Source organism: Enterobacter cloacae complex sp. 382A5 (assembly GCF_050031095.1).
Taxonomy (GTDB): Bacteria; Pseudomonadota; Gammaproteobacteria; order Enterobacterales; family Enterobacteriaceae; genus Enterobacter; species Enterobacter cloacae.
In genome coordinates, this window is the sequence record NZ_JBLGVK010000003.1 from 20,818 (window position 1) to 43,777 (window position 22,960).

Here is a 22,960-nt window from a genome sequence, read left to right on the forward strand (position 1 = left end):
TTTACGCCCCCTTTTATTACATATTACGCTAACCAGTCAGGCAGATATGGCGCAACAATAAAGATGATAATCCCGATAATTAAAGGCGTAATCCACGCTGCATGCTGGCGTGAGAAGATAGCGATATAACCAATTACCAGCGCAATGATGGTGATTGCTGGCTTACGGATATCCGTCAGAAAATCGATAATCTTCTGCAAGAAGCCAGTTGTTTTAGTGGATACATCATCAGCAAAGGCGGGTTCTGCTACACAAAGCATCAATGCAGCCATAAATACAGAAAGAGTTAAATAACGTTTATTGAGTTTTAACATCGTTTGTTTCCTTTTCATCTAAAACAGTGCCACGCATGGCATATTGGGGATATACGGTAACTTCTTTAGGTTTGATACTCTGTGTTACATTCTCCTTTCTGATTGCATCTTTAACTGAAGGAACCACCCAGTTTTTTTTGTTATCAGGCGGATTAAACCCTATGCGCTGTATATAACTGGTGTTATTAAAATCTGATTCAGGTTTAGTTCCTGTTTCTGGATTGCCGGAATAATAGCAACTCAGGCCACGTAAAATATCGCCACCACGTTTATAACAATCCACCAAAATTTGCTCTGAAACCTTGAGATTTTCGCAGGGGTCAAACATTTTCTCAGCGGTTGTATTGAAGTTTGCAAAATTCGTACTCGTTATTTGCATAAGACCGACTGAGTAACGATGATTTCGTGATTCAATTTGATTTACGATCTGGAGTGCAGCCTCCTTAGTTTTGGGAAAGTAGGACACTACGCCTTTGTCACCGGGCTTACGTTCAACCTTCGGTATTATCTCGGCAATAGCATATGGGTTAAAACCAGATTCAACCCTTGCAACTTCATGCGCAGTATCGGGATGAACGCTGGCCGCGCATTGCAAAGCAAGCGCCGCAAAAGCAGTAGTAGATAACATGATTTTCTCCCGGCCAGAACAGCGCGGAAAGTTTAGACTGAATGGTTAGTCATCGAAGTCGTCATCGTCTTCATCGTCTTCGTTTATCAGCTCCTCAATAGCCTGGCTGGAATATTTTTTTATGAGGTACTGGACAACACCAGAGCTTGAAATACGTCGCCCCCTGCGATAGCCAATCTCCAGAGCAATTTTATCCAGTTCCTCACGAGAAGCTGAGGGCAGGTAGAGTGTATTACGTTGGGGCTTGCGTCTCGTTGCGGTTTTTTTTCGGGTAGCAGTCATTTTTCTTCCGTTTCATTTTGTGGGTTAAGCTTCTCTCTGTGATGTAGTGGATGAAAGCCATACTTCTTTGCTGCGGATTATCCATGAGTAGAATTTCAGCAAAATCGTGTGGAATTGATTTCCTTAAAAGATTTGCCTGAGCTGTTGTATGTGATTGTCTGTACAAAAGCTCCGCCATCACATCTTCTGGTACAGGTAAAGGCTCACCGCCAAATGAGATAAAGCGTTGTACGTAAGGGATAGCAGTTATTGTAGTGGAATGAACCTCTTCAAAATCTGCCTGGATAAAAAGATAACCGGGAAAAAGCGGCAAACGTCTTTCTCGATATGAAATTATCTTATCCGGGCGACGATACCTTTCAGTCTCCATAGGACAGAAGTAAGAGAAGTTCAGGCGTTCGAGATGAGCAAAAACTGCTGCAAATCTCGTAGTGGTGAATTGCAAAACATACCATTCCATAGTTTTTCCTTTCAGGCGCTCTCTCGACTCGGATGACCCCGAATCAGAGAAAAAAAACAAAAGGACAAATTTACATCTCATAAAAACTTTATCAGCTACATGTGCTGCGTTCAACCACACAAGCAGATCTTTAGATCGCATTTACGACACATTTCATTTTGTTTGTGCTTGTATTTTATTTATATCTAGATACATATGCTATTTGATAACAAAAAAGCAGATCGATTGATCACCATGCGCTTATTTTATAGTCAAGTTAACTAAATTTTTTACCGCTAGTTACTTTTTACAAAAACTCTGCTAACAAGATAAATAAATCGATCTTAATCAATAAGTTACCGGAGAGTATGAATTATCCTAAACGAATTCCGATTTTCACTTTCTGTTCGCTTTGAATCATCGACTGTTTTATTTGCGAGAAATTTCTCATCTGGAGTTGCTGTTTCTTAATCATCTCCGCGCTGTTCAGCACCAGCTCTTTACTGGATGAAGAGATTCTGTCTATGCCCTTAACCCCCAGGTTCTCTAGCTGCCACTCATTCCTGTGTGCAGTCTTCCAGCCATGCTGTACACCGTTCTTATCAAGTGCAGGGATTTTCACCTCCTTTTGTCCTAACTTCTTCAGCTTAACAAGATCACCTTTCTTAACGTTCTCGCGAGTGGTTAACTCACCAAAATCAGCCCCCCAATATGTTTTCTCCACGCCCTTGTTCAGTGTCTTAAGCTTTATGAAATGCTGCTTTGGTTTGGTTTTATCGTTCTGATAATGGTCGTAGCCAACATCAACAACCTCATAAACGCCCTTCTGTCGTTTTGGCGCTGTTTTGTGCGCATCTTTAATAGACTGGTTAAGTCCATGCTGCTGCTTATGAGTGGCTTTAACGTCATAGCCCTTCATCTTCAGCTCTTCACAAAAACCTGTACGAATTTCCCGTAAATCTTTTTTCCTGATATCAGCTCGTTTACCGTCATTATCACGAATACGAAAAACGACATGCACGTGTGGATGTTCTTTTTTGTCGTTATGATAGCCAAGCACAAAACGATGATTTGGGTACTTCTTGTTCATCGTTTTCCTGACAGACTCAAGCAGATCTTCAGGTTTTACCTTTGCTGATACAGGCGGTGAAAACACAATATTTTGGGTTACTTTTTTATTTTCCTTACCTTTATCATCGAAAACATTTTGAGGGTCATTAGCACGATCTATCATGTGCTCTTTAGCCTCCTGAATCTCATCACCTTTCCATACCTGACCGCTTTCACTCATCACTGGCAGCTCTGACTCCCGGCTCATATAGTCAATACTGTTTCGAACTCCCTGCCGGGTAATCGCACCTCCTGAGATTTTGACAACAACCTCCTTACTGGCACCCTTGCGGTTGATACGTTCCTGAACGTTGCGTTGATAGTTTTTACCACCATTTTTAACTTTATGGGCGAAAGCAGACTTGCGGCCAGCTTCAGAGGACTTACGCTTAACCCTGAATTCCTTGTCAACATAAACGCCCATGATTACACCTCAACCTTGTTAGAAACAGTTCGCCCTTTGCATAACATAATGTAGTTTTCAAACTCACTTTTGAGACTCATTATCTCTGAACTCAACCGCTCAGCGTCCTGATAGAACCCATCTTTATCAAGTACTCTGGCATTATCATTAACGATAATATAATGAAAGTTTCGCCCTATTTTATCTATTGCATTACGGCAACGATTCATCACCAGAAGTTCCTGATCGAAAAAATCAAGTTCATTTTCAAGTGTCGTCTGGATTCGATAACGACATTCTCTGGATAAATTCCAGCCATGACGATGAGCCGCTTTCTCTATTAAAGTTCTTTGTTTCCCTGTCAAATACATTGTGGTTTTGATAAAATCATCATTGTCTTTTGACACATTAACATCTTCATTTTTAACCTTGCTTTTCAGTAAAGCATTGGCAAGCAGCTTCATTCCTTTTGCCACGGTTAAACCCGGTTCATCTGGATAAAGTGTTTTAAGACAATCAAGTAGATCATCATGTTGGCTTTCTTCAATCCTGAATTGAACTTTTTTCATAAAACTCTCCAACAAGAACCGACTGTAGGTCACCGGGCAAACGTTGCGGAATGGCGTCAGAGACGTCATTTTGCGGCGTTTGCCCTATCCTGCATCGCAGTGAACTACCTCCACACATAAATTGTGCTTCAGCGTCCATCGAAATGCAAAAAATGAAAGGCTATCGTGGCTGTGATCTGGTGCGTCTGCGACCGGAGACAACGGATTCGCGGCTAACTTGGGCGGAAATAAATTCGCTACGCGAATGGCCTGGCAGGGGGCGCGAGCGCTGTTTTACGGAATATACAAAAAAAGCACCTCCCGTAAACGGGAGGGCTTCGGCGATTCAGGAACGGGAATTTTATTCTGCCTCTGGTGTGTCGCCTTCCATGCCCTGCCGGGCATCATGGAGCCAGCGGCGGAGGTTACTCATTCTTTCCCGGTTTGCCCGGCTGGGACTTTTTCCCCTGTTACCGCTTAGTATACTCCAGACTCTTAACCCGGCCTCGTTAGTCCAGTGCAATACAATTTCCCCTTTGCTGTTAAATCCCAGCGAAAACCGGACAGCTCCCCGCCTCTGTTCTGCACTGATAAAATCTAAAAACTCCTGTTTTTTCATAGCACCTCCTGTTTTTCTATCAGTGCTTTTGTTTCTTTCTTTTCCAGGGCTTTTCTGAGTAATGCCATGTACTCAGGAAAAGCAGAGAATGGCATCAAGGGAAAAACCGGACGCCCACCCTTTTCAACAGTCTGTATTGCTGATAACATGCGTTCCGACATTTTATATTCCTCGCGAGGGAATTGAGTGTCACGGTATCAGGTTGCCTCCACAACCTGATACCACCCCTAATTGATTAACTCCGCAGTTCTCTTATCGCTTCATTTTTGGCTTCCTCCAGTTCTTTAAGGGTATATGCGAAATTCTTCCAGTTAATTACTTCGTTTATAACCTCAGATTTACTTAAACCACACTCATTAAACCAAAAGTTAATATTTTTCTTGAGGGAATTTTTCGCCGTCAGTTCCTCGGACAACAATTCACTAACAGACGTGATAACATAACCACGACCGCGATTTTTATCTTCGAAAGAATGAACGGCAAGGAAGAGAGTTTCTGAATGGACAAAAGCAGAGCAGGTGATTTTTTCTTTCTTAGTGTTTAAAGCCTGGAAAGTGATAACATACGTGTTCATTTTAGTCTCCCGCCCGTTTGGGCTACTGGATCATGGTAAGGAACTATTCCCGACCTACAAATAAATTATACCATCATATGATGGTAATGCAATTTATTTAGTCACTTTATCCTGATTTTTTTCTCTCTTAACGAGCTGGTAATCTGGATGTTCATCAGCCAGGAGCAAAAGTAATTCATACGTACCAGCGGCTAAACCACGAGACGTTTTACCGGATGTTTCTTTGGCTTGCCAGGCTGATAACGTAAAACCAAACCGTTCAGCGGCTTCCTGCTGCGTAAAGCCAGCTTTAATACGTGCTTGTTTCACCTCTTCAGGTGTTGGCTTAAAACTCATGATTTTGTACCTTCACAATAGTATCTGTATAGAATTTCAATAAAATTGGATCATCAATTTCATCTTTAACGTTCGAGAATTCTTCGTAATAAAATGATTTTTGGAAAACAATCTTTTTAGTTGTTTTTTTATCCGCTTCTTTAGAGCGTACCTTCATCAGTTTTTCAAGTTCAATAAACAAACGTGTTGCATCTTCAGACACAACAATCCTGTATGTTACATTACCTTTGTTTTTCCTGTCGCTCAGGACTTCATTCATTTTTTGCCTCATAGCTGTTTAATAAACCCCGCTACCTTTATGAGCTGATCTACACTCAGGCCACGAATTACCATTTCATATCCGTCGCCCCGTTCTGATACGTTACCATCTAACCCATTCTCAACTTTAAACCCGGTCAATGTCCCATGCCAGCTTTCAAGATGCACTAAACGAGATAGCATTCCTTTCAGGATCAGTTTTTTCTCGCGTTTTTGCTGTAACTGTTGTTCATACTCTCGCGCCATATCTACATTATCTAAAGCATCCGACAGGATTTTCTTTTCAATATCGGCGGCGATTTCTACAGGGTTACGCTCTGGCGATACTGTGCAAGTATGGTAAGGACTTCTCCAGCTGCGACTATCTACGCTTCCAATGATAACTAACCTTCCTTTCTCCATTCGAATATGTATAGAGTAATTTTTAAAATCAGGTGAGGTTAGCTTAATCCTGTACTGGCAATCATCGAGCAGATTTACACGCCAGCCGTTCCCCAGGATTCGACAAACGATTTCAAACACCGGTTTATACCGTTCAAAGAAATTTTTCTGTTCTTTCATCGATTCAGCCTTTTGAACTCAATAAAAAAGCCGTAAATCGAATTACGGCAGTTTTAAGACTATTCATCAAAGTGTCCATCATCACTTGCAGCTTCCTGGGCTTCGCATTCCTGCTGATATGCTTCTTCCTTCGCAAAAAGATGCGCCCATCCTTCTGCGTTTAAGCCACGGTGCAAGACTGAACCATTTTCATTGCATTCTTTGGCTGTAACTTCGATCTCATCCGGGCAAATGTAGGCTCCGTAACTTTCAAAAATGTTTATCAGCTCCGCTTCCGTTATGGTCTTGTTTTTCATCAACGTGTCTCCGAATCAATCTTTGCCATGTTCTAGGGGGCTTTCGCCCCCATTCCGGTTATGCGCTTGCTTCTACACGTGTCCAGCCTGACGCCTTACGTTTACCCGCTGTACCATACATTTCACGAATTTCTTCAATGCTGTGTTCTTTACGGTTCCAGCGGCTTTTGTGTTCTTCAGGACGGTAAAACCATTGTTTTTTCTTAGATGCCCACTTACAGCCCATTTCCTTTAAAATGTCTTTGTGTTCTTTAGTTTCTCCGCTAATCCAGACCCAATTACCAATAACTTCATAGACAATCCCTGTAAGGCCGGAAAGCGTATTCAGAACTTTTTCCAGATCTTCACCGTAGTTGTAACGTGCGTTTTCATCAGTGCTTTGAAACTGATTGATTTTATCAATGTTAGCCATGAGAAAATCAAACGCAGCATTTACTGCTTTCATCAGCTCGGCACCCAATGGATTGCGGTCTGGATGATATTTTAAAGCCGCTTTTTTGTATGCCGCCTTGATGTCCTTTTCAGTCAGATCACCGGATAAACCAAAAACGTTTAATGCTTCCTGAATATTCATTTTTCGCTCCCGCCCGTGTGGGCTTCTGGAATCTGGCAGGGAACCATTCCCAACCAACAAATTCATTATACCATCAAATGATGGTTATGGAATCATTTTTAATGCTTTACATTGTAAAGATTACATAAAGATGTATATTGCTTTACCGCGCATGAAGGGATTTCCGAAAGAGGCGCGAACTGTAGTTACATAATGCGCTGTCGTAACATCGCGCCGGAGACGTTCGCCAGGACTGGCGAACCAACAAGCCCGAATGAGAGCGATAACCCCCCTCACCCCTGCCAGGCCAATTTCTGACTATCAGACGATGTTTAGCCTGTCGCAGTTAGCGCGTGAGCTTGCGAACGGTACGCCGGGTCAGTGTGAAACACTGGCGCGGGGCGCTGTATCTGCGCGTTATGAGATGCGTTAGCAGCGAATTACGGGGCGGGTTGCTGAAACCGATTGATGCCTGACAGCAAAAAATGAATCCGGGCGCCAGCTGCTGCACGAAAATTGCCAGCAAAAAACACTTGGCCATCCTCGCCGGTCGTGAAATTTTGCTGGCATAAGAAATAATCCCCCCGGTATGAGGGGCTTGTCTGAAAGGTTAGTGGTTGGGCTTACTGAGAGTGAACTGTAACCCGGCTACTGCTGCAAGCTGTGCAAGTGTTGTGATGGTCGGGTTTCCGTTCGGGGATAATGCGCGGTAGATACTCTGACGAGCAAGGCCGGATTTTTTGGCCGCCTCTGTTATACCCCCTGATTAGGGATCAGGTTAAAAACGAGCTGTATGACGTTCTAAGCGCATTTTACCCGCTCCGTTGAACCATGACCGGGTTAAAGCGGTTAAAACGCCTCTGAGGGCTTTTGAGAGCATTTAAGAATTGGATCGGAAAAGGATCCCGTCTGGATCTTTTAGAGAGATTACACCGCTCGCCGCAGCCGAACGACAGGGCGAAGCCCGCGAGTGAGCGAGGAAGCGGAATTTCCACGGGGTTTCAATAGAGCACTTACGCGCTAAGGTTAATATTTGCTCAATTTTTGGTGGTGCAGTGCTCAGGGAGGCCAGACGGATCTATCCTCTGGATTTATGCTGAGTTATCCACAGACGCTGTGCATTAAAAGCCTTATATTTTCTTCTTGATCTTAAAAACTTAAAAACTTAGCTCGCTTCAATTACCTGAAAATTATGGAAAAAAATTGCTAAAGGTGAGAGGATTTTTCACGTAAGGTGAGAGGATTTTTCACGTAAGGTGAGAAGATTTTTAAGTTAAGGTAGTTAGATTTTTCACTAAAGATGAGAGGATTTTTCACGTAAGGTGAGAAGATTTTTAACGGTTTCCACAGTTTGACTGAACATCAAGTGAAACATGCGGTTGTTGCTATCTTTAGATATGAAGATCCTCAGATCTTCATATCTAAAGGTGAGAGGTTTTTTAATTAAAGGTTGTATTGTTGTCTTGAATTACAACCTTTGTGGGGTTATGATTTGCCTACATAGGAAAGGTTATATGAGGCTTATCGTGAAGACAGTAACGGGATTAACGAAAGTTAGACATAGAAATGAAGTTGGGGTAACTCTTGCATCCCTTTCCCTTTCAGCAAAAAGAGTGCTTTTTCTGGCTCTTTGCCAGATTGATACAAAGGAAATGTTAGATGATGATATTTTGGAGGTTGATGCTGACTTTTTTTCAAAAGCTACTTCTTTAGATAAATATGCCTCTTATGCAGCTCTGAAAGAGGGAGCTAAAGTTCTTTCTTCAACTACGTTAGTTTTAAACAGAGATGATTTAAAAAATTTGGCTGATGAACTTGGGATACTATCATCTAAGAATAAAATACCTGATCGCTTGGATTTAAACTTAACAGAATTCTGTGCCTATTACGATCATCTTGCAACTGTACGGATAAAATTCACAAATACAGCTAAGCGATATTTTTCTAAGTTGATTGGTTCTGAAAATAGATATACCACTCAGGTATTGAAATCAGTTGTGTTGTTGAACAGTGTAAACTCAACAAACCTTTATCAAGTCATTAGGAAATATTACAGTCAGAATAGTTCAAAAAAATCTTTTGATATATCCGTGGATGATTTAAAAGAGGAAATGGGACTTTATACTATTGAGGAAGGGGAGAAGAAATATAAGTATCCTAAATACTCATTTTTTGTTCGTGATGTTATCAATAAAAGCATTAATGAGATAATTGAGAAAACGGAAATAAATCAGTTATCTTTCTCTGTTGTTGGGAAAAAAGGGAGAATGGCTCACATGCTTAGATTTGAGTTTAGTATAAATGAAAAATCCTCATCCTTTTCGGAAGATGATATGGCATTTTTAGAGGAGTTTGACAAAGTCGTTCCACCAAAAAAGAATAAGTGAGGCAAAACATGGCTAAAATATATGAGTTTCCGCAGGGAGCCGAACGAAGTAAGCTGAAAAAAGAAATCATCCGGGAACGTAAAAAACGATTGCGAGAAACGAACGGTAACCCGGTTATCCGGCACGCTAAATGGTTCTGGTTTTATCTACGTCTTGCTACGGCTGGCGCACTGCATTTAGTCTCTGTTATTTCTCTGGCAGTCCTGGGGGCTTTCAGTAAAGCTATTTTCTGGATTGGTGGAATGCTCTGTGTTGTTACATGGTTCCACCTTGAGCGCCAGTTCTGGACGCCGCAAAATTTCACGATTCCAGTAATCGTAACGCTGTGGGGATTGAGTTTGTTTGCCACTCCCCTGATGGAGCTGCTTAACAAAAAAATGCCGTGGTATCGTCTTCTGGTTCCTGATGCAAAGCACACTAGCACTGAGGCAACCAATGATGATCAGCCGTGAAGCAACAATGTTATCCAGTCGGCTTGCAGTGCTTCTTTCAGCCTTTTATCATCGGTTAATCATAGCGCACGAGGCGAGTTCTTTTCACTGCGATGCAGGATAGGGCAAACGCCGCAAAATGACGTCTCTGACGCCATTCCGCAACGTTTGCCCGGTGACCTACAGTCGGTTCTTGTTGGAGAGAGTTATGAAATATCAGGTTAAAGAGTTTATTAACGAAAAATATTCTAAGGCTGTTAATATTTTAAAGGATAACCTTAAAGAACACTACCATATTTTTTATGGTTTGAGATTAAGTGAGATTCTTTTTCCTGCCAGCGAATACGGCTCTGAAATGTTTTTTCAGGAGTTTGAAGCGATTAACAGTGTAATATTGCCTTTGGTGATTTTTGATTTGATAGACCGAAAGCCGATTATGGTTATCGGCTTCGGTGAAGTATGTGGAGTTGATTCACTTGTTGATTCTGGTATAGAAGTTGTTTCTTTAGACGGTTTAAGCGATCTGCTACTGGTTGAAAAACTGACGCCATTATTTAACTAAACCTCTGGATAACTATCTTTTCAGTTTTCCAGTAAGATTTTTTCTATATCTGAAAGCACTATTTTTTCAATGCTTTCTATATAGTAATGCTCATTAAAACCTGTCATTTCTGTAAATTTTAGCTCTGCATCATCTTTCGAATAAGCAATAACAACTCTGAAATCATTTTCCCACAAATCCCACCTGTATTTGTCTTTTATACGAACCCTGTACAATCCTTTTTGGATAGTGCCATCTTTTTTCTCTTCCTGTACTTTTTTTAATTTTTCATTTTGCACCTGTTGTTCAAGCCATGATTTATTCATAAATCCCCCACGGTTAACGTCTTTAGGCTCGGTTTTTACTTAACGAAATCTTCCGGTTTTACACCTGTTTTTACCTTCATATACTTGCCCTCCCCCCTTAGCTTCGGCTGAAGTTCGGTAAAGTACCATCCGGCAACGGTAATAATGCCTAAAAATACAAAAATAGCAGGCTTCAGAACATCAATAGCTGATACAGCGCATAACTCAATATTGAGATTAGTACAAGTTCCCTCATCAGGTGCATAGAACCCCCATAAGCCTATACCTATAAGGAACATCCCCAATATCGGTTGGATGTATAACAAGTAGATATTAATAAGAGTTTTAATATATCTGAATATGAACATTTTTCTTTCCTTAGGTTTCTTTCTATTTTGGATTTCCAATTCTTAACCAATGTGATGGTTCGACAATCCATTCTCCGCAGTCATAGGCAACGGCCTTATTATGCCTGTTAGCGAACCATACTAACCAGGCTAATAATCGCTGATTGCCGCTGTATTTGGTTTATCTCTAACCATCACAACATATCTCTTTTTCTTAGCCATAACGCTACCCTAATTTTGCAGATTCAAGCAGCCAGTGGTTTTTCAGGTTCTCGTCCAGGTTATCGAATGCGGCCAGCGCTGCCTTTAGAACGGTTGTCTTGCTCTGGCCTGTTCTCTGCGCCTCCGCTTCCAGGATCTCCTCAAAGTACGCTGGCAGTCTGAAGTTCATCAACTTTGGTTTACCCGCTACAGGCGCTCTGGTAGCGCCGGAGATAAAACGCGCGGTTTCTGCGTTTGTTGCTGGTTGCTGAGATTCATCGATGTTCGGGCGGTTTAGTTTTAAAGCCATGAAAATTTCCCCTTGTACGGTATGCATTAATTGTAAATATCATAGTATCTTTATGGTGTATTTACAATGTAAAGATTTCGATGAATATTGTTGATATTTCTATAAAATGCCAATTTCCTGTGCCACAAGTTCAATCTGTGCTTTCGCTGTTGAAAGGCTCGATGCCCGGCTAACGTCATGTACCCCTGCCCCTTCATTACAGGCGCTTTCATACACATCCAGCTCGGATATCCGGGTTTTCAGAGGTTGAATCCAGATGTTGTCCGAACGCAGTAATTTATCCAGATCAATGGCCGCTTTTCTGTGGCGGGGTTTCGCTGAGTTGATTCTGGTGAACAGCACCCACGGTTCCAGAGCTGCGTTAGCTTTCTGAGCGGTGCGGATTTTCTCTGTAACACTGGTCAGTGTTTCGCTTTCGAAATCAGAGGACGGCTTAACCAGTGTCACCACGATATCTGATACTGTCAGGGCGCTACGGAACTCCTGGCTGTCGTGGCCGGGGCAATCGACAATGAGAACTTCACACAGCTTACTAAGGCGCTTAATTTCGTTGCTGACGTTTCCGTAAGCTGCGTGAACCGGGATAGTGAGTAAGCCGTTATCTGTCCGCTTTTCGTTCCAGCTCAACAGATCGTGGTTTTTATCTGTCTTCAGGATAATTACCGACTTACCTTTGTTGACCAGCATTGAGCCTGTGTTAGCCACGTAGGTGCTTTTGCCTACCCCACCTTTATCTGATACGACAAGCAAGATTTTACCCATTTCAGAATCCCTCTCTTTATGTTGTAAAGCTCATGTAAAGATATGAATGTCTTTACATGGTGTGTTTTTCGTAAAGATACTTTTGTCTTTACAGTGTCTTTATAATGCAATGGCTTTACCATGTAAAGCACAAATAAAGATATATTTATCTTTATGGTGTCTTTACATGGTAAATGTTGCTGTGTCTTTATGTGCGCTTTATGGTGTAAATCTTGGTGTGTCTTTACATCATCTTTATGTTGTAAATTTTTAGTGTGACGTTGTCACTATAGGGCTGGGGTCTGTTTGCTGGTTCTTTTTGGGGTCGGTTCCGGCTGAGGGCGAAATGACACCCTAAGCTTTCGGTTCCTTGGGCCAAAGATATTCGCCAGTCAGTAGAATGTGCGCCCAGCCCAATGGGGATATGTGGGGAAGAAATTCAGGGGGAACATCCAACCCTTCGTTCCGCCGCTCCGTGACGGCATGACCAAGATGGACGGTATTCCAGTAAATGATCACCGCAGTCAATAAATTGAGCCCAGCGATTCGGTAGTGCTGCCCCTCTGTCGTGCGATCGCGAATTTCCCCCTGCCTCCCGATACGGAGCGCATTTTTGAGCGCATGGTGGGCCTCTCCCTTGTTAAGACCGATCTGAGCACGCCGCTGCATGTCCGTATCCAGGATCCACTCAATAATGAAAAGGGTCCGTTCAATACGACCAACTTCACGAAGCGCAACTGCAAGGTTGTTTTGTCGTGGGTAAGAAGCGAGCTTGCGCAGGAGTTGGCTGGGCCTGATTTTGCCAGCGGTCATCGTCGCGGCACAACGGAAAATATCAGGCCAGTTCGCAACGATAAGATCCTCCCGGGCTTTTCCACCTACCAACTTGCGTAACTCCCTGGGGGTCGTATCGGGATTAAATACGTACAACCGCTTCGATGGCAGATCCCTGATTCGCAGAACGAGATTGTAGCCGAGCAGGCTACTGGCTCCGAACAAATGGTCGGTGAATCCTGCTGTATCGGCATACTGTTCGCGAACATGGCGACCGACCTCGTTCATCAGTAGTCCATCGAGAATATACGGTGCCTCGCTCACGGTCGCCGGGATCGACTGACAAGCGAATGGCGCGAACTGGTCGCTTACGTGAGTATACGCTTTGAGGCCGGGAACAGAACCATATTTGGCATTGACCATGTTCATGGCTTCGCCATGCCGCGCTGTCGGGAAAAACTGACCATCGCTCGATGCTGACGTGCCCATCCCCCAGACGCGTGACATCGGCAGTTTACCCTGCGCGGCCACCACAATTGCCAATGCCTGGTTCATGGCTTCGCTTTCAACATGCCAGCGGGCAAGGCGTGAGAGCTGCCAGTAATCATGCGTGTTTGTAGCTTCCGCCATCTTACGCAGGCCCAGATTGAGCCCTTCAGCGAGCAGGACGTTGAGCAGACCGATCCGGTCGCGACATGGAGCCCCGGTTCTCAGATGGGTAAACGCATCTGTGAAACCAAGGGCTGCATCAACTTCAAGCAGCATGTCGGTAATCCGAACGGACGGCATTCGGCGATACAGATCCAGTATGAGTGCCTCGGCACCATCCGGCACGTCTGCTGTCAACCTGTCGATCCGCAACGTTCCATCTTCTATGCTACCGTGCGGAATAGTGCCGTTACGGGCAGCCCGGGCCAGCCGCTTAAGAGCGATCGTGAGTCGCGCCTTTCTGTCTGCCAGCCAATCCTGTGGGTTGGAAGGCACGGCCAGTTTTGCATTTTCCTGCGCCGCGATCATCGGCACCAGTACCTGCTTGAGGTCACCATAGCGGCGCGAATGAGCGAGCCAGACATCTCCGGAACGAAAAGCATCCCGGAGGTGAAAGAGTACCGCCACTTCCCAAAGACGGGTATCTCCTTTTTCCTGAGCTCGTAAATGACGGTTCCATTTGGAGTTGGGCCGCAGGAAACGCCTTTCTGGCGATGCAACACCTTTCATCTCTCCGATCGACAAAGCTGCTGCTACCAATGGTCCGGCGACCGGCGCGGCTTCGAGCTTCAGACAGCGCAACATGCGGGGCGCATAACGACGAAAGCGATGGTATCCCTGCCCGACATATGCAAGAGGCTCATCGGCTAGCGTGTTGCTGAGTTGAGTCCCTGTCGCTACCAGTTGAGCGAGCCGGTCCCATGCAACCGAACTGGCGACAGCCATCTCCAGCGGGGTTCCGTCACTGCGGGCCTCAAGCAACGAAGCTCCCAGCGCGGTGAAGGTACGGATCGTATCCGTGAGTGTGGCTTTAGAGCCGGAAATTGTTTCGTCATGCTGGCGCTTCGCTTCCCGCCAGGTTTTTCCTACGATCCTGTCATGGGTTTCGACTATGGCATCAGCAATCGCCGCTTCCCACTCCACAACACAGACGGCAAGGATCGCCCAGCGGCGGTCCGAAGTGATGTCACGCAAACCGTCGGTGAAGTAGCGTTCACCCTGCCGACGCAGCCGGGCAATGCGATGGGCAGGTATGCTGGCCAAAGCACTATGATTGATATTCAGGGTACGCAGAAATTCGAGCCTGTCGAGCAAACGGTTAGCAGCAGCCGAGTTGTTACCAACCTCGAAGTTGCGAAGCCAGATGAAACGACTGATATTGCCGGCGAGCATTTCACTCAGAAGTTTGTCCAGGTGATCGCGAACATCCGCTGTTAAATTTTCCGCAATCCGCGTTTCAATCCGCCGCTCAGCGGCGACCAGAGCATCCGCGCACAAGCGCTCGATTGTCGATACTGCGGGCAGAATGGTGGAAGTTTCCCGACACCGCACAATAAAACGATGAGCAAGATCCTCGTTTGATCTGGCATCTTCGGCCTGGCCGAAAGTCCACTCACGCAGATCACGGGCACCACGGCCCGTGAAGGTCTTGTAGCCGTAAATTTCGCGCAGCGTGTCCATGTGCTGCTGACGGGTTTGGCGCCGTGTGGCATAAGTGAGAAGCGCATCAGCCGGAACTCCAAGCTGAGCACCGACGAAGGAAAGGACTTCACGCGGGATCATCTCACCAGGAGCCAGTGCACGGCCCGGATATCGTAAGGCACAAAGTTGCAGGGCAAAGCCAATCCTGTTTTCCGGTCTGCGGCGCTGCCTAATGTTTTCCAGGTCATCATCGCCCAGCGTGTAGAACTTCAGTAGCGACAGTTCGTCCGTGGGCAGATCGAACAGCGCTGCTCGCTGCCGTTCGGTGAAAATATGGCGTCGTGACATACAAATTCGTCCCTTTTGAAGTATAGTCTGTTTTGGACAACAGCCAGCCCATATAAATCAGGGCGTTCCGATACAAAAATCCAGGAGGGTTCAATTGGGACATCGTGCCGCCATTTACTGCCGGGTTTCAACAGCGGATCAGTCTTGTGAACGCCAGGAATTTGATCTGCGAGCCTTCGCCGGCCGTGCCGGCTACGACGTGGTGGGAATATTTAAGGAAACAGGTTCAGGAACTAAACTCGACCGGGCCGAGCGAAAGAAAGTCCTGGCGCTTGCCCAGTCCAGACAAATTGATGCAATCCTGGTCACTGAGCTTTCCCGGTGGGGGCGCTCGACGCTCGATCTGCTCAATACGCTACGTGAACTGGAGAACTGGAAGGTTTCCGTGATAGCCATGAATGGAATGGCGTTCGATCTTTCGTCGCCGTATGGACGAATGCTGGCGACGTTTCTTTCCGGCATTGCGGAGTTTGAGCGGGATCTCATCAGCGAGCGGGTCAAGTCAGGCCTTGCTGTTGCGAAGGCACGTGGTAAGAGGCTTGGTCGTCAGGCCGGAGTGCGACCAAAATCAGACCGACTTTTGCCTAAGGTGGTTGCGATGAGGGCCGAGGGACGCAGCTATCGCTGGATCGCACGCGAGCTCGGTATCAGCAAGAATACCGTCGCTGACATCGTGCAACGACACAGAGCTAACGCTTAGGGTGTCATTTCGCCCTCAGCCGGAACCGACCCCTTTTTGAGTGTGCCTTCCCTGAACCAACTGAAATGGGTACTGTATGGGTGTGTCTGGTTAACTCAAAATGAACTGGTTCCCTATAATGACTCAAACAGTACCGAAAGGCTTTGTCAGAGCTTACTTACGCGCATCCACGACTGAACAGGATGCAACACGCGCCCTGGACACGATAAATACCTTCGCCATCGAGCGCGGCCTGAGCATCTGTAACTACTACATTGAAAATGAATCAGGTTCTAAGCTTGAACGCCCTGAGTTGTTCCGGCTCCTGAAAGATTGTCAGCAAAACGATATCTTGCTGGTAGAGGATGTGGACAGGCTTTCACGCCTGGTAGGGGAGGACTGGAACACACTGAAGAAAATGATCCGGCAGAAAGATATCCGGGTTGTGGCCGTCAACGTTCCGACAACCTGGCTCGCATCGGGTCACAATGATTTTGACAGCCGAATGTTTTCGGCCATAAACGATATGTTGCTGGATATGCTGGCCGCCGTCGCCAGGCGAGACTATGAACAGCGCCGGGAACGGCAGCAGCAGGGGATCGCCAGGGCGAAAAGGGAAGGGAAGTATAAAGGCCGCCAGGTTAATCAGTCTCGCTATGACGCCATAAACAGGCTGATTGCGAGCGGCAGCTCCTGGAGCCAGATTCAAAAAGTGCTGGGTTGTAGCCGGGCGACTATCAGCAAAGCTGTGAAGCAACAGACCGTTAACAAAATGAACCATGAACCTGAAGGTAGGGAGTAGTTACAACATAATAAACAGTGTGTTGAAGAATAAAACTGATTCTTTATACTGTATATGCATGGGTCTTCCCCGATCATGGTGGGAAGGCTCAGAACGCCATATTCAGCTTTCCGTAGTGGAACATCACCCCCAGTTTAAAGCGCTCCCGGTTTCGGTATCCCCTGGCTTTTATCCTCAGCAGCCTGATCTTGCTGTTAAGTGCCTCCGCATTTCCGTTTGAGACACTGTGTCGCATCGCATTCAGGATCCCGTACAGCCTTTTTCCTATCGTTTTCGCGGCATTTTTCATCATGGGAACGTCACTGTTAGCCGCCAGCGCCAACCATCTCTGCCAGTCACTCCGTCTTTCCTCGCTCCATGGCCTGTTCCAGATATCCTTTGCCAGCTCTTTCAGCGCCCAGCACTGGCTCGTCAGCTTCATCTGTGCACGCAGCCACATCAGCTTTTCCTGCCGGGATTCGGTCATCCACTTATCGCTGTACTGCCACAGGAAGCGGGTTCCTTTTGCCTGGTGTCGGCTTTCAACAGGGAGGTGCGGATGTTCATTCTGACGGGTTTTATCAACTACCTCGCCCAGTTGCTTCGCCACATGGAAGCGGTCAAAGGCGATTTTCTCAACCGCACTGGGTAAGTGGATACGCGCTGCTCTTATATAGCCCGCGTTCATGTCCATTGAGAGCGTTTTGATAGCCAGCAACTGCCCATCAGTGAGCGTGCGAAGATAGCCGGCAAGACTCTCTGTGCCGCGATCATCCGTTAAGGCCAGCGCCCGACCATCGCGATCGGAGATCACCGTTATGTAACGATGTCCTTTTTTAAAGGCGACCTCATCCACATTCATATGACGGGCGGATAATGGCTTTTTTATCCGGGCAAGACCTCGCTTAACTGCCCGGGTCATAATGCCGTCAACCGCATTCCAACTGAGCTTAAGTTGCTTCCTGACAGCATCAACGGTGCTGATTTTCAGCCATGAGAGAACGAACGATTCGAATAGCAACGTATACCGGCTTCCGGGGCCAGCCCACGGAACAGGCAACGTCAGGCAGCCATGCTCCGGACACATAATTCGTGGAACATCGGCTTCAACAATAGTGGTGAACTGGCAGGTATCAAGATGGCGCCATTTACGATGACGGTGATCGTGAACAGAACAGGATTTACCGCAGGTCGGACAGGCTAGCCGGGTGTTTTCAGCGATCTCAATAGTGACAGTAACAGAACCGGCATTTTCATCGAGAGAAAGGGACTTTACCTGCCACGGATCGGACAGGTTGAGAATATGAGCGTAGAGGGACTTTTCGTCCATGGCGGTGACCTCTGGCGATTAAATACACCATTATCATGCCTTCAGCCACCACAACAAGGGAAGACCCATATGCATACAGCTATATTGATCGGAGGTTTTTCATGCCTAGACACTATGAAATTGACTCAGCCTGGCGTGCGAGCATTAAGCGTGAGCCGAACGGTCGTCAGACAGTTACGACAGAAGCCTTTGTCAGCCAGCTTGCGCTGATTAATTTTCACTGGAGTTGTCGCCAAGCAAATCAGTGGATTGAAACCTACGTGACCGTTTTTAAAGACATTTCCACTCAGGAAGGAGAGAACCGGACATTCATGCTTTTTAACCCCAACGGAGGCCGTTAAAAATGGGTTTTCCATCGCCAGCAACCGACTACCAGGAAAACAGGCTGTCACTCGATCAGCACTGTAATACAGGAGCGCCGGGAGTATTCTTTTTTCGAAGTGATACCTACTCTTTCCGGGAAGGGATAAAGCCTGGTGCGCTGCTCATAGTAGATTTTGGGGGCACGCCCGTTGACGGGTCTTTGGTGCTCTGTGTCCTGGAACAAGAATTCAGGATCATGCGATTGCGACTACACCCCAAGCGGTGTCTCCAGGAACTCGATAAGCTGGATAACTTCAGGGCTATACCTGATGACGATGAGGACGGGTTGGAGGTCAGGGGGGTCATTACGCACATTGTGGCACTGTTGCAAAGTTAGCGATGAGGCAGCCTTTTGTCTTATTCAAAGGCCTTACATTTCAAAAACTCTGCTTACCAGGCGCATTTCGCCCAGGGGATCACCATAATAAAATGCTGAGGCCTGGCCTTTGCGTAGTGCACGCATCACCTCAATACCTTTGATGGTGGCGTAAGCCGTCTTCATGGATTTAAATCCCAGCGTGGCGCCGATTATCCGTTTCAGTTTGCCATGATCGCATTCAATCACGTTGTTCCGGTACTTAATCTGTCGGTGTTCAACGTCAGACGGGCACCGGCCTTCGCGTTTGAGCAGAGCAAGCGCGCGACCATAGGCGGGCGCTTTATCCGTGTTGATGAATCGCGGGATCTGCCACTTCTTCACGTTGTTGAGGATTTTACCCAGAAACCGGTATGCAGCTTTGCTGTTACGACGGGAGGAGAGATAAAAATCGACAGTGCGGCCCCGGCTGTCGACGGCCCGGTACAGATACGCCCAGCGGCCATTGACCTTCACGTAGGTTTCATCCATGTGCCACGGGCAAAGATCGGAAGGGTTACGCCAGTACCAGCGCAGCCGTTTTTCCATTTCAGGCGCATAACGCTGAACCCAGCGGTAAATCGTGGAGTGATCGACATTCACTCCGCGTTCAGCCAGCATCTCCTGCAGCTCACGGTAACTGATGCCGTATTTGCAGTACCAGCGTACGGCCCACAGAATGATGTCACGCTGAAAATGCCGGCCTTTGAATGGGTTCATGTGCAGCTCCATCAGCAAAAGGGGATGATAAGTTTATCACCACCGACTATTTGCAACAGTGCCCCCCGCCCTGCAGGAACGCCTGCGCCAACTGCATCCCTACGAACTCCCGGAGCTGCTCGCGGTCGAAGCCGCGTCCGGCCTGCCCGAATACCTGCAATGGCTGGCCGCCGAGAGCCGACCGGTAAACTGAGCCAATGACCGCATCCACGATCCGCCTGCGCCGCTGGCTGGCCGGGCTCGCCCTGCTGCTTGCGCTGCCCGCGACCTCGGCCGTCGCCCAGGACTTCGAACTGCCGCCGGTCGACGAGGTCTTCGTCCTGTCCGCGCAGGCCACCGCGCCGGACCGCATCGAGGTGCGCTGGCGGATCGCCGACGGCTATTACCTGTACCGGCACCGCACCTCGGTCAAGGCCGATGCCGCCTTCACCGGCGCGACCATGGCGCTGCCGAAGGGCAAGGCCTACCGCGACGAATTCTTCGGCGACGTCGAAACCTACCGCAAGGAATTGCTCGGCACCCTCACCGGCACGCCCGCGGCCGGCGCGAGCGCGACCACCCTGACCGTGAAGTACCAGGGCTGCGCCGATGCCGGCGTGTGCTACCCGCCGCAGACCCGCACCCTGAAGGTCGCGTTGCCGGGCGAAGCGGGCGCTGGCGGCTTCGGCTGTAAGGCGCGCGGGCTGCATGATTATGTCGTCAAGAACGGCTCTGCCGATCATCCCAACGCCGAGGTGAAATTCGCACTGGGTGATGTGGTCAACACCATGATCGGCTGCACTAATGGTGAAACGATCATGCTGTGCCACGACACCTCGCTGCCGCGCCCCTATTCTCTCGGCTTTCGGGTGCAAGGCACCGAGGGGCTGTGGATGGACGTCAACAAGTCGATCTATCTGGAGGGCAAGAGCCCACAGCCGCACCGCTGGGAGCCTGCCGAGGGCTGGTTTGCGAAATACGATCACCCGCTATGGAAACGCTACGCCGATCTGGCGGCAGGGGCCGGGCATGGCGGGATGGACTGGTTCGTGATCCACGCTTTTGTCGAGGCGCTGAAGGCCAAGGCCCCGATGCCAATCGACATTTACGACGCGCTGGCCTGGAGCGCGATCACGCCTCTGTCGGAACAATCGATTGCTGAGGGCAATCGCACGTTAGATTTTCCCGACTTCACCCGAGGGCAGTGGCGCACCCGCAAGCCGATCTTTGCGCTGAACGACGCCTATTGATCGACGCGATTTAGGCCAAGCGCACCGCAAAGGCGAAATTGGTAATCTTGTCGGTATCCTTGACGCCCGGCGCGCTTTCGACGCCGCTGGAGGTATCGACCAGCGGCGCTCCGGTGCGCGCAATCGCCTCGGCAACATTCGTCGGATTTAGCCCGCCTGCCAGCCCCCACGGCAAGGCACCGCGATATCCGGCCAGCAGCGACCAGTCGAACGCCAACCCCATGCCGCCGGGCAGCGCGCCTTTGGGGGTCTTGGCGTCGAACAAGATCAAGTCCGCCGCCCCGGCATAGGCTGCGGCGCGTGCGACATCGCTGGCGCTGGCGACGGGCAGCGCCTTCCACACCGGCTTGCCAAACCGCGCGCGCAACTGGGCCACGCGTTCGGGCGATTCCGAACCGTGCAGCTGCAGCGCGTTCAGCTTGGCTGCCACCAGTGCGTCGGCGATGACAGCATCATCCGCATCGACGAACAAACCGACCATGGCGATCTGGCCAGCTGCGCGCGATGTCAAAGCGCCCGCGACATTCGACGTAACCGCACGGGGCGACGCTGGATAGAACACCAACCCGGCATAGTCCGCCCGCGCCGCGATGGTCGCATCGAGCGCCTCGGGTGTGCTGATCCCGCAAATCTTGATTTTCGCGGGCATGCGGTCAGTCGGGGTTCTGGATCAGCCGCACCAGCGTGCAGTCGGGATCGATCAGGTAGCCGATCCTCAGGCCGCTCGCCTCCAGTTGCGGAGCTTTGAAGCGCGGCCAGCCGGTGCTTTTTTCCTCGGCTCCCGCCGCGTTCACCAATGCCACCATGGCATCGAGATCATCCAACCGCAGGCAACAGCCGAACGAGCTCGTAGCTGGGTCGAGGTCAGGATAGGGGAAGAATTCGAGCTGCAAACCGCCGCGCTGCAGGATCATCCAGCCGCGATCCTTCCAACTCGTCGCAAAGCCCAGCTTCGCATAAAACGCCTCTGTCACATCGAAATCGCGCGATGGCAGATTGGGGGTGACGTGGTCAGCCATGGCTCAGCGCAGCTTGTCGGCCATGCGGGCCGTATGAGTGATTGCGGCGCGGCTATCGGGGGCGGAATGGCTCATCACGATCATGCTGGCCTTGGGGAACGCCGCACCAAACGCGCGCGCTGACGCGGCGTAGTGCTCAGTGTCGGCATCACCGAGATTGCCGAGCGACTTGGCCTTGCTGTCCTTGATCAGGCAGCCACCAAAAGCGATGTCGGTGCCGTCGATCCCAACGGTGATATTGTCACTGGTGTGGCCGGGGCCGGGGTAAAATACCTTGAGCGGGCCAAAGTTGGGCGCGGTTGCTGGTTCGACCCAGCCATTGGCGGCGAAAGTCAGGCTGTGTTGCGCCGCAACCAGCCCCTCTTGCGGGGCAAGCTGGTTCGACAACGCATTGGCATAAGTCGCAATCCCCGCCGCATGCAGCGCGTTCATACCGCCCATCTTGTCCTGATGCGCGTGAGTCACCACCGCCAGCGCGACCGGCAGGTTGATCTCCTGCTTGATCCAGTTGAGGATCTGGGCGGTCTGGTCATCGGTCCAGGCGGTATCGACCACCAGCACGCGGCCGCCATCCCTGACGATCAAACCGTTGGAAGCGACTGCCCCGAAACCCGGCATGTCGAGATAGGAAGTGTGCTGCCAGACATTCGGTGCGAGCTGGCGGAAAACCAGATCGCCAAACCGTTGGTCGCCAGTTTCCATTTGCTGGCCAATCGTCGGGCGGATTTCACCGGGCATGCACCCGCTCAGCATCAATGCAGCGGCTAATGCGGTGCTCAGCTTCGCGACCGGGTGCATAATATTGGGCAATTCCATCAAGTTTTCCTTTTATTCAGCATTAAAAACCCCGCAAATGCGAGGCCTAGTAAATAGATGATCTTAATTTGGTTCACTGTAGCAAAAATATGGGGCGAATTCAAACATGAGGTGCGACAGTTTCAAAAGCCATATGATAATCAACAAGCTGAGCAAATTTCTCTAAGGAAGGTGCGAACAAGTCCCTGATATGAGATCATGTTTGTCATCTGGAGCCATGGAACAGGGTTCA

Annotated in this window: 32 protein-coding genes and 1 pseudogene; 9 read left to right on the plus strand and 24 right to left on the minus strand. The window is 48.4% G+C overall.

Going from position 1 to position 22,960, the window contains the following annotated elements; all coding sequences use genetic code 11:
* Nucleotides 1-23 precede the first annotated feature (23 nt).
* From ACQG2G_RS23185 to ACQG2G_RS23250, 14 genes and pseudogenes are all read right to left on the minus strand, one after another.
* A complete protein-coding gene (locus tag ACQG2G_RS23185) occupies nt 24-314 on the minus strand; it encodes a TrbC/VirB2 family protein (protein ID WP_000916156.1) in 291 nt (96 codons plus the stop codon).
* Nucleotides 298-942 carry a lytic transglycosylase domain-containing protein gene (locus tag ACQG2G_RS23190; RefSeq protein ID WP_000953538.1) on the minus strand — a complete coding sequence of 215 codons (645 nt, stop codon included), beginning with the start codon at nt 940-942 and terminating at the stop codon, nt 298-300. Before ACQG2G_RS23190 ends, ACQG2G_RS23185 begins: the two co-directional genes overlap by 17 nt.
* Nucleotides 943-1,174: 232 nt before the next feature.
* Nucleotides 1,175-1,684: a transcription termination/antitermination NusG family protein gene (locus ACQG2G_RS23195; protein ID WP_000455437.1), complete on the minus strand. Its 510-nt coding sequence runs from the start codon at nt 1,682-1,684 to the stop codon at nt 1,175-1,177.
* Nucleotides 1,685-2,036: 352 nt separating this feature from the next.
* Complete coding sequence (mobP1, locus tag ACQG2G_RS23200; protein ID WP_004199101.1) at nt 2,037-3,197, minus strand: MobP1 family relaxase; 1,161 nt, start codon at nt 3,195-3,197, stop codon at nt 2,037-2,039.
* A gap of 2 nt (nt 3,198-3,199) precedes the next feature.
* The gene (gene ddp1 / locus ACQG2G_RS23205) at nt 3,200-3,745 is read right to left on the minus strand and encodes a DNA distortion polypeptide 1 (protein WP_001348698.1); all 546 of its coding nucleotides are present in this window, start codon (nt 3,743-3,745) and stop codon (nt 3,200-3,202) included.
* A gap of 340 nt (nt 3,746-4,085) precedes the next feature.
* Entirely contained in the window at nt 4,086-4,343 is a 258-nt protein-coding gene (locus ACQG2G_RS23210; protein WP_004199355.1) for a hypothetical protein, read from the minus strand.
* Entirely contained in the window at nt 4,340-4,504 is a 165-nt protein-coding gene (locus ACQG2G_RS23215; protein ID WP_000004083.1) for a hypothetical protein, read from the minus strand. Before ACQG2G_RS23215 ends, ACQG2G_RS23210 begins: the two co-directional genes overlap by 4 nt.
* Nucleotides 4,505-4,578: 74 nt before the next feature.
* Entirely contained in the window at nt 4,579-4,917 is a 339-nt protein-coding gene (locus ACQG2G_RS23220; protein ID WP_001099725.1) for a hypothetical protein, read from the minus strand.
* 93 nt (nt 4,918-5,010) lie between these two features.
* Nucleotides 5,011-5,253, minus strand: coding sequence for a hypothetical protein (locus ACQG2G_RS23225; protein WP_000008707.1), 243 nt, complete (start codon nt 5,251-5,253; stop codon nt 5,011-5,013).
* Entirely contained in the window at nt 5,243-5,512 is a 270-nt protein-coding gene (locus ACQG2G_RS23230) for a hypothetical protein (protein WP_001006717.1), read from the minus strand. The genes ACQG2G_RS23225 and ACQG2G_RS23230 overlap by 11 nt, the downstream gene beginning before the upstream one ends.
* Before the next feature lie 8 nt (nt 5,513-5,520).
* The gene (locus ACQG2G_RS23235; RefSeq protein ID WP_000662998.1) at nt 5,521-6,072 is read right to left on the minus strand and encodes a hypothetical protein; all 552 of its coding nucleotides are present in this window, start codon (nt 6,070-6,072) and stop codon (nt 5,521-5,523) included.
* A 59-nt stretch (nt 6,073-6,131) separates the two neighbouring features.
* On the minus strand, nt 6,132-6,368 hold the full coding sequence (locus ACQG2G_RS23240; RefSeq protein WP_000792381.1) for a hypothetical protein: 237 nt from the start codon (nt 6,366-6,368) through the stop codon (nt 6,132-6,134).
* 58 nt (nt 6,369-6,426) lie between these two features.
* The gene (locus ACQG2G_RS23245) at nt 6,427-6,942 is read right to left on the minus strand and encodes a DnaJ domain-containing protein (protein WP_001025390.1); all 516 of its coding nucleotides are present in this window, start codon (nt 6,940-6,942) and stop codon (nt 6,427-6,429) included.
* A gap of 589 nt (nt 6,943-7,531) precedes the next feature.
* Nucleotides 7,532-7,684 (minus strand): annotated as a pseudogene (locus ACQG2G_RS23250) (DNA-binding protein); the annotation flags it as partial.
* Nucleotides 7,685-8,294: 610 nt separating this feature from the next.
* Here ACQG2G_RS23250 and ACQG2G_RS23255 point away from each other — a divergent pair.
* From ACQG2G_RS23255 to ddp1 (ACQG2G_RS23265), 3 genes are all read left to right on the plus strand, one after another.
* The gene (locus ACQG2G_RS23255; RefSeq protein WP_001348704.1) at nt 8,295-9,308 is read left to right on the plus strand and encodes a replication initiation protein; all 1,014 of its coding nucleotides are present in this window, start codon (nt 8,295-8,297) and stop codon (nt 9,306-9,308) included.
* Between the two features lie 8 nt (nt 9,309-9,316).
* On the plus strand, nt 9,317-9,760 hold the full coding sequence (locus ACQG2G_RS23260) for a hypothetical protein (protein WP_001074369.1): 444 nt from the start codon (nt 9,317-9,319) through the stop codon (nt 9,758-9,760).
* 187 nt (nt 9,761-9,947) lie between these two features.
* Complete coding sequence (ddp1, locus tag ACQG2G_RS23265; protein ID WP_000877224.1) at nt 9,948-10,301, plus strand: DNA distortion polypeptide 3; 354 nt, start codon at nt 9,948-9,950, stop codon at nt 10,299-10,301.
* 20 nt (nt 10,302-10,321) lie between these two features.
* On the opposite strand, the gene ACQG2G_RS23270 is transcribed toward ddp1 (ACQG2G_RS23265), so the two are convergent.
* From ACQG2G_RS23270 to ACQG2G_RS23290, 5 genes are all read right to left on the minus strand, one after another.
* Nucleotides 10,322-10,606, minus strand: a complete 285-nt coding sequence (locus tag ACQG2G_RS23270) for a hypothetical protein (protein ID WP_001043731.1) — start codon at nt 10,604-10,606, stop codon at nt 10,322-10,324.
* Between the two features lie 35 nt (nt 10,607-10,641).
* The gene (locus ACQG2G_RS23275; protein WP_000469598.1) at nt 10,642-10,953 is read right to left on the minus strand and encodes a hypothetical protein; all 312 of its coding nucleotides are present in this window, start codon (nt 10,951-10,953) and stop codon (nt 10,642-10,644) included.
* A gap of 205 nt (nt 10,954-11,158) precedes the next feature.
* Nucleotides 11,159-11,443 (minus strand): hypothetical protein, encoded by a 285-nt coding sequence (locus tag ACQG2G_RS23280; RefSeq protein WP_001185481.1) that lies wholly within the window; start codon nt 11,441-11,443, stop codon nt 11,159-11,161.
* Nucleotides 11,444-11,542: 99 nt separating this feature from the next.
* On the minus strand, nt 11,543-12,205 hold the full coding sequence (locus tag ACQG2G_RS23285; RefSeq protein ID WP_000516402.1) for a division plane positioning ATPase MipZ: 663 nt from the start codon (nt 12,203-12,205) through the stop codon (nt 11,543-11,545).
* Nucleotides 12,206-12,538: 333 nt separating this feature from the next.
* Nucleotides 12,539-15,436 carry a Tn3-like element Tn5403 family transposase gene (locus tag ACQG2G_RS23290; protein WP_000091108.1) on the minus strand — a complete coding sequence of 966 codons (2,898 nt, stop codon included), beginning with the start codon at nt 15,434-15,436 and terminating at the stop codon, nt 12,539-12,541.
* Nucleotides 15,437-15,530: 94 nt separating this feature from the next.
* Here ACQG2G_RS23290 and ACQG2G_RS23295 point away from each other — a divergent pair, with 94 nt between their 5' ends.
* Nucleotides 15,531-16,136, plus strand: coding sequence for a recombinase family protein (locus ACQG2G_RS23295; RefSeq protein WP_000509966.1), 606 nt, complete (start codon nt 15,531-15,533; stop codon nt 16,134-16,136).
* 118 nt (nt 16,137-16,254) lie between these two features.
* Nucleotides 16,255-16,917, plus strand: coding sequence for a recombinase family protein (locus ACQG2G_RS23300; protein WP_001549893.1), 663 nt, complete (start codon nt 16,255-16,257; stop codon nt 16,915-16,917).
* A gap of 88 nt (nt 16,918-17,005) precedes the next feature.
* Here the strand turns inward: ACQG2G_RS23300 and ACQG2G_RS23305 are convergent, their stop codons facing one another.
* The gene (locus ACQG2G_RS23305) at nt 17,006-18,226 is read right to left on the minus strand and encodes an ISL3-like element ISKox3 family transposase (protein ID WP_000343760.1); all 1,221 of its coding nucleotides are present in this window, start codon (nt 18,224-18,226) and stop codon (nt 17,006-17,008) included.
* A gap of 101 nt (nt 18,227-18,327) precedes the next feature.
* On the opposite strand from ACQG2G_RS23305, the gene ACQG2G_RS23310 reads away from it, so the two are divergent.
* Complete coding sequence (locus tag ACQG2G_RS23310) at nt 18,328-18,567, plus strand: hypothetical protein (RefSeq protein ID WP_001549892.1); 240 nt, start codon at nt 18,328-18,330, stop codon at nt 18,565-18,567.
* Nucleotides 18,568-18,569: 2 nt separating this feature from the next.
* Entirely contained in the window at nt 18,570-18,926 is a 357-nt protein-coding gene (locus tag ACQG2G_RS23315) for a S24 family peptidase (protein ID WP_004199403.1), read from the plus strand.
* A 33-nt stretch (nt 18,927-18,959) separates the two neighbouring features.
* Here ACQG2G_RS23315 and ACQG2G_RS23320 read toward each other — a convergent pair whose 3' ends face one another.
* Nucleotides 18,960-19,664, minus strand: coding sequence for an IS6-like element IS26 family transposase (locus ACQG2G_RS23320; RefSeq protein ID WP_001067855.1), 705 nt, complete (start codon nt 19,662-19,664; stop codon nt 18,960-18,962).
* A 58-nt stretch (nt 19,665-19,722) separates the two neighbouring features.
* Between ACQG2G_RS23320 and cutA the strand changes: the two genes are divergently transcribed.
* Nucleotides 19,723-19,857 carry a divalent cation tolerance protein CutA gene (gene cutA / locus ACQG2G_RS23325; RefSeq protein ID WP_023408307.1) on the plus strand — a complete coding sequence of 45 codons (135 nt, stop codon included), beginning with the start codon at nt 19,723-19,725 and terminating at the stop codon, nt 19,855-19,857.
* 4 nt (nt 19,858-19,861) lie between these two features.
* Nucleotides 19,862-20,893 carry a protein-disulfide reductase DsbD domain-containing protein gene (locus ACQG2G_RS23330; RefSeq protein ID WP_004201169.1) on the plus strand — a complete coding sequence of 344 codons (1,032 nt, stop codon included), beginning with the start codon at nt 19,862-19,864 and terminating at the stop codon, nt 20,891-20,893.
* 10 nt (nt 20,894-20,903) lie between these two features.
* On the opposite strand, the gene ACQG2G_RS23335 is transcribed toward ACQG2G_RS23330, so the two are convergent.
* From ACQG2G_RS23335 to ACQG2G_RS23345, 3 genes are read right to left on the minus strand one after another with little or no spacing between them, the layout of a single operon-like run.
* Nucleotides 20,904-21,542 carry a phosphoribosylanthranilate isomerase gene (locus ACQG2G_RS23335; RefSeq protein ID WP_004201168.1) on the minus strand — a complete coding sequence of 213 codons (639 nt, stop codon included), beginning with the start codon at nt 21,540-21,542 and terminating at the stop codon, nt 20,904-20,906.
* A gap of 4 nt (nt 21,543-21,546) precedes the next feature.
* Nucleotides 21,547-21,912: a bleomycin binding protein Ble-MBL gene (ble, locus tag ACQG2G_RS23340; RefSeq protein WP_004201167.1), complete on the minus strand. Its 366-nt coding sequence runs from the start codon at nt 21,910-21,912 to the stop codon at nt 21,547-21,549.
* A gap of 3 nt (nt 21,913-21,915) precedes the next feature.
* Nucleotides 21,916-22,728 carry a subclass B1 metallo-beta-lactamase NDM-7 gene (locus ACQG2G_RS23345; protein WP_032495622.1) on the minus strand — a complete coding sequence of 271 codons (813 nt, stop codon included), beginning with the start codon at nt 22,726-22,728 and terminating at the stop codon, nt 21,916-21,918.
* Between the last annotated feature and the right edge of the window lie 232 nt (nt 22,729-22,960).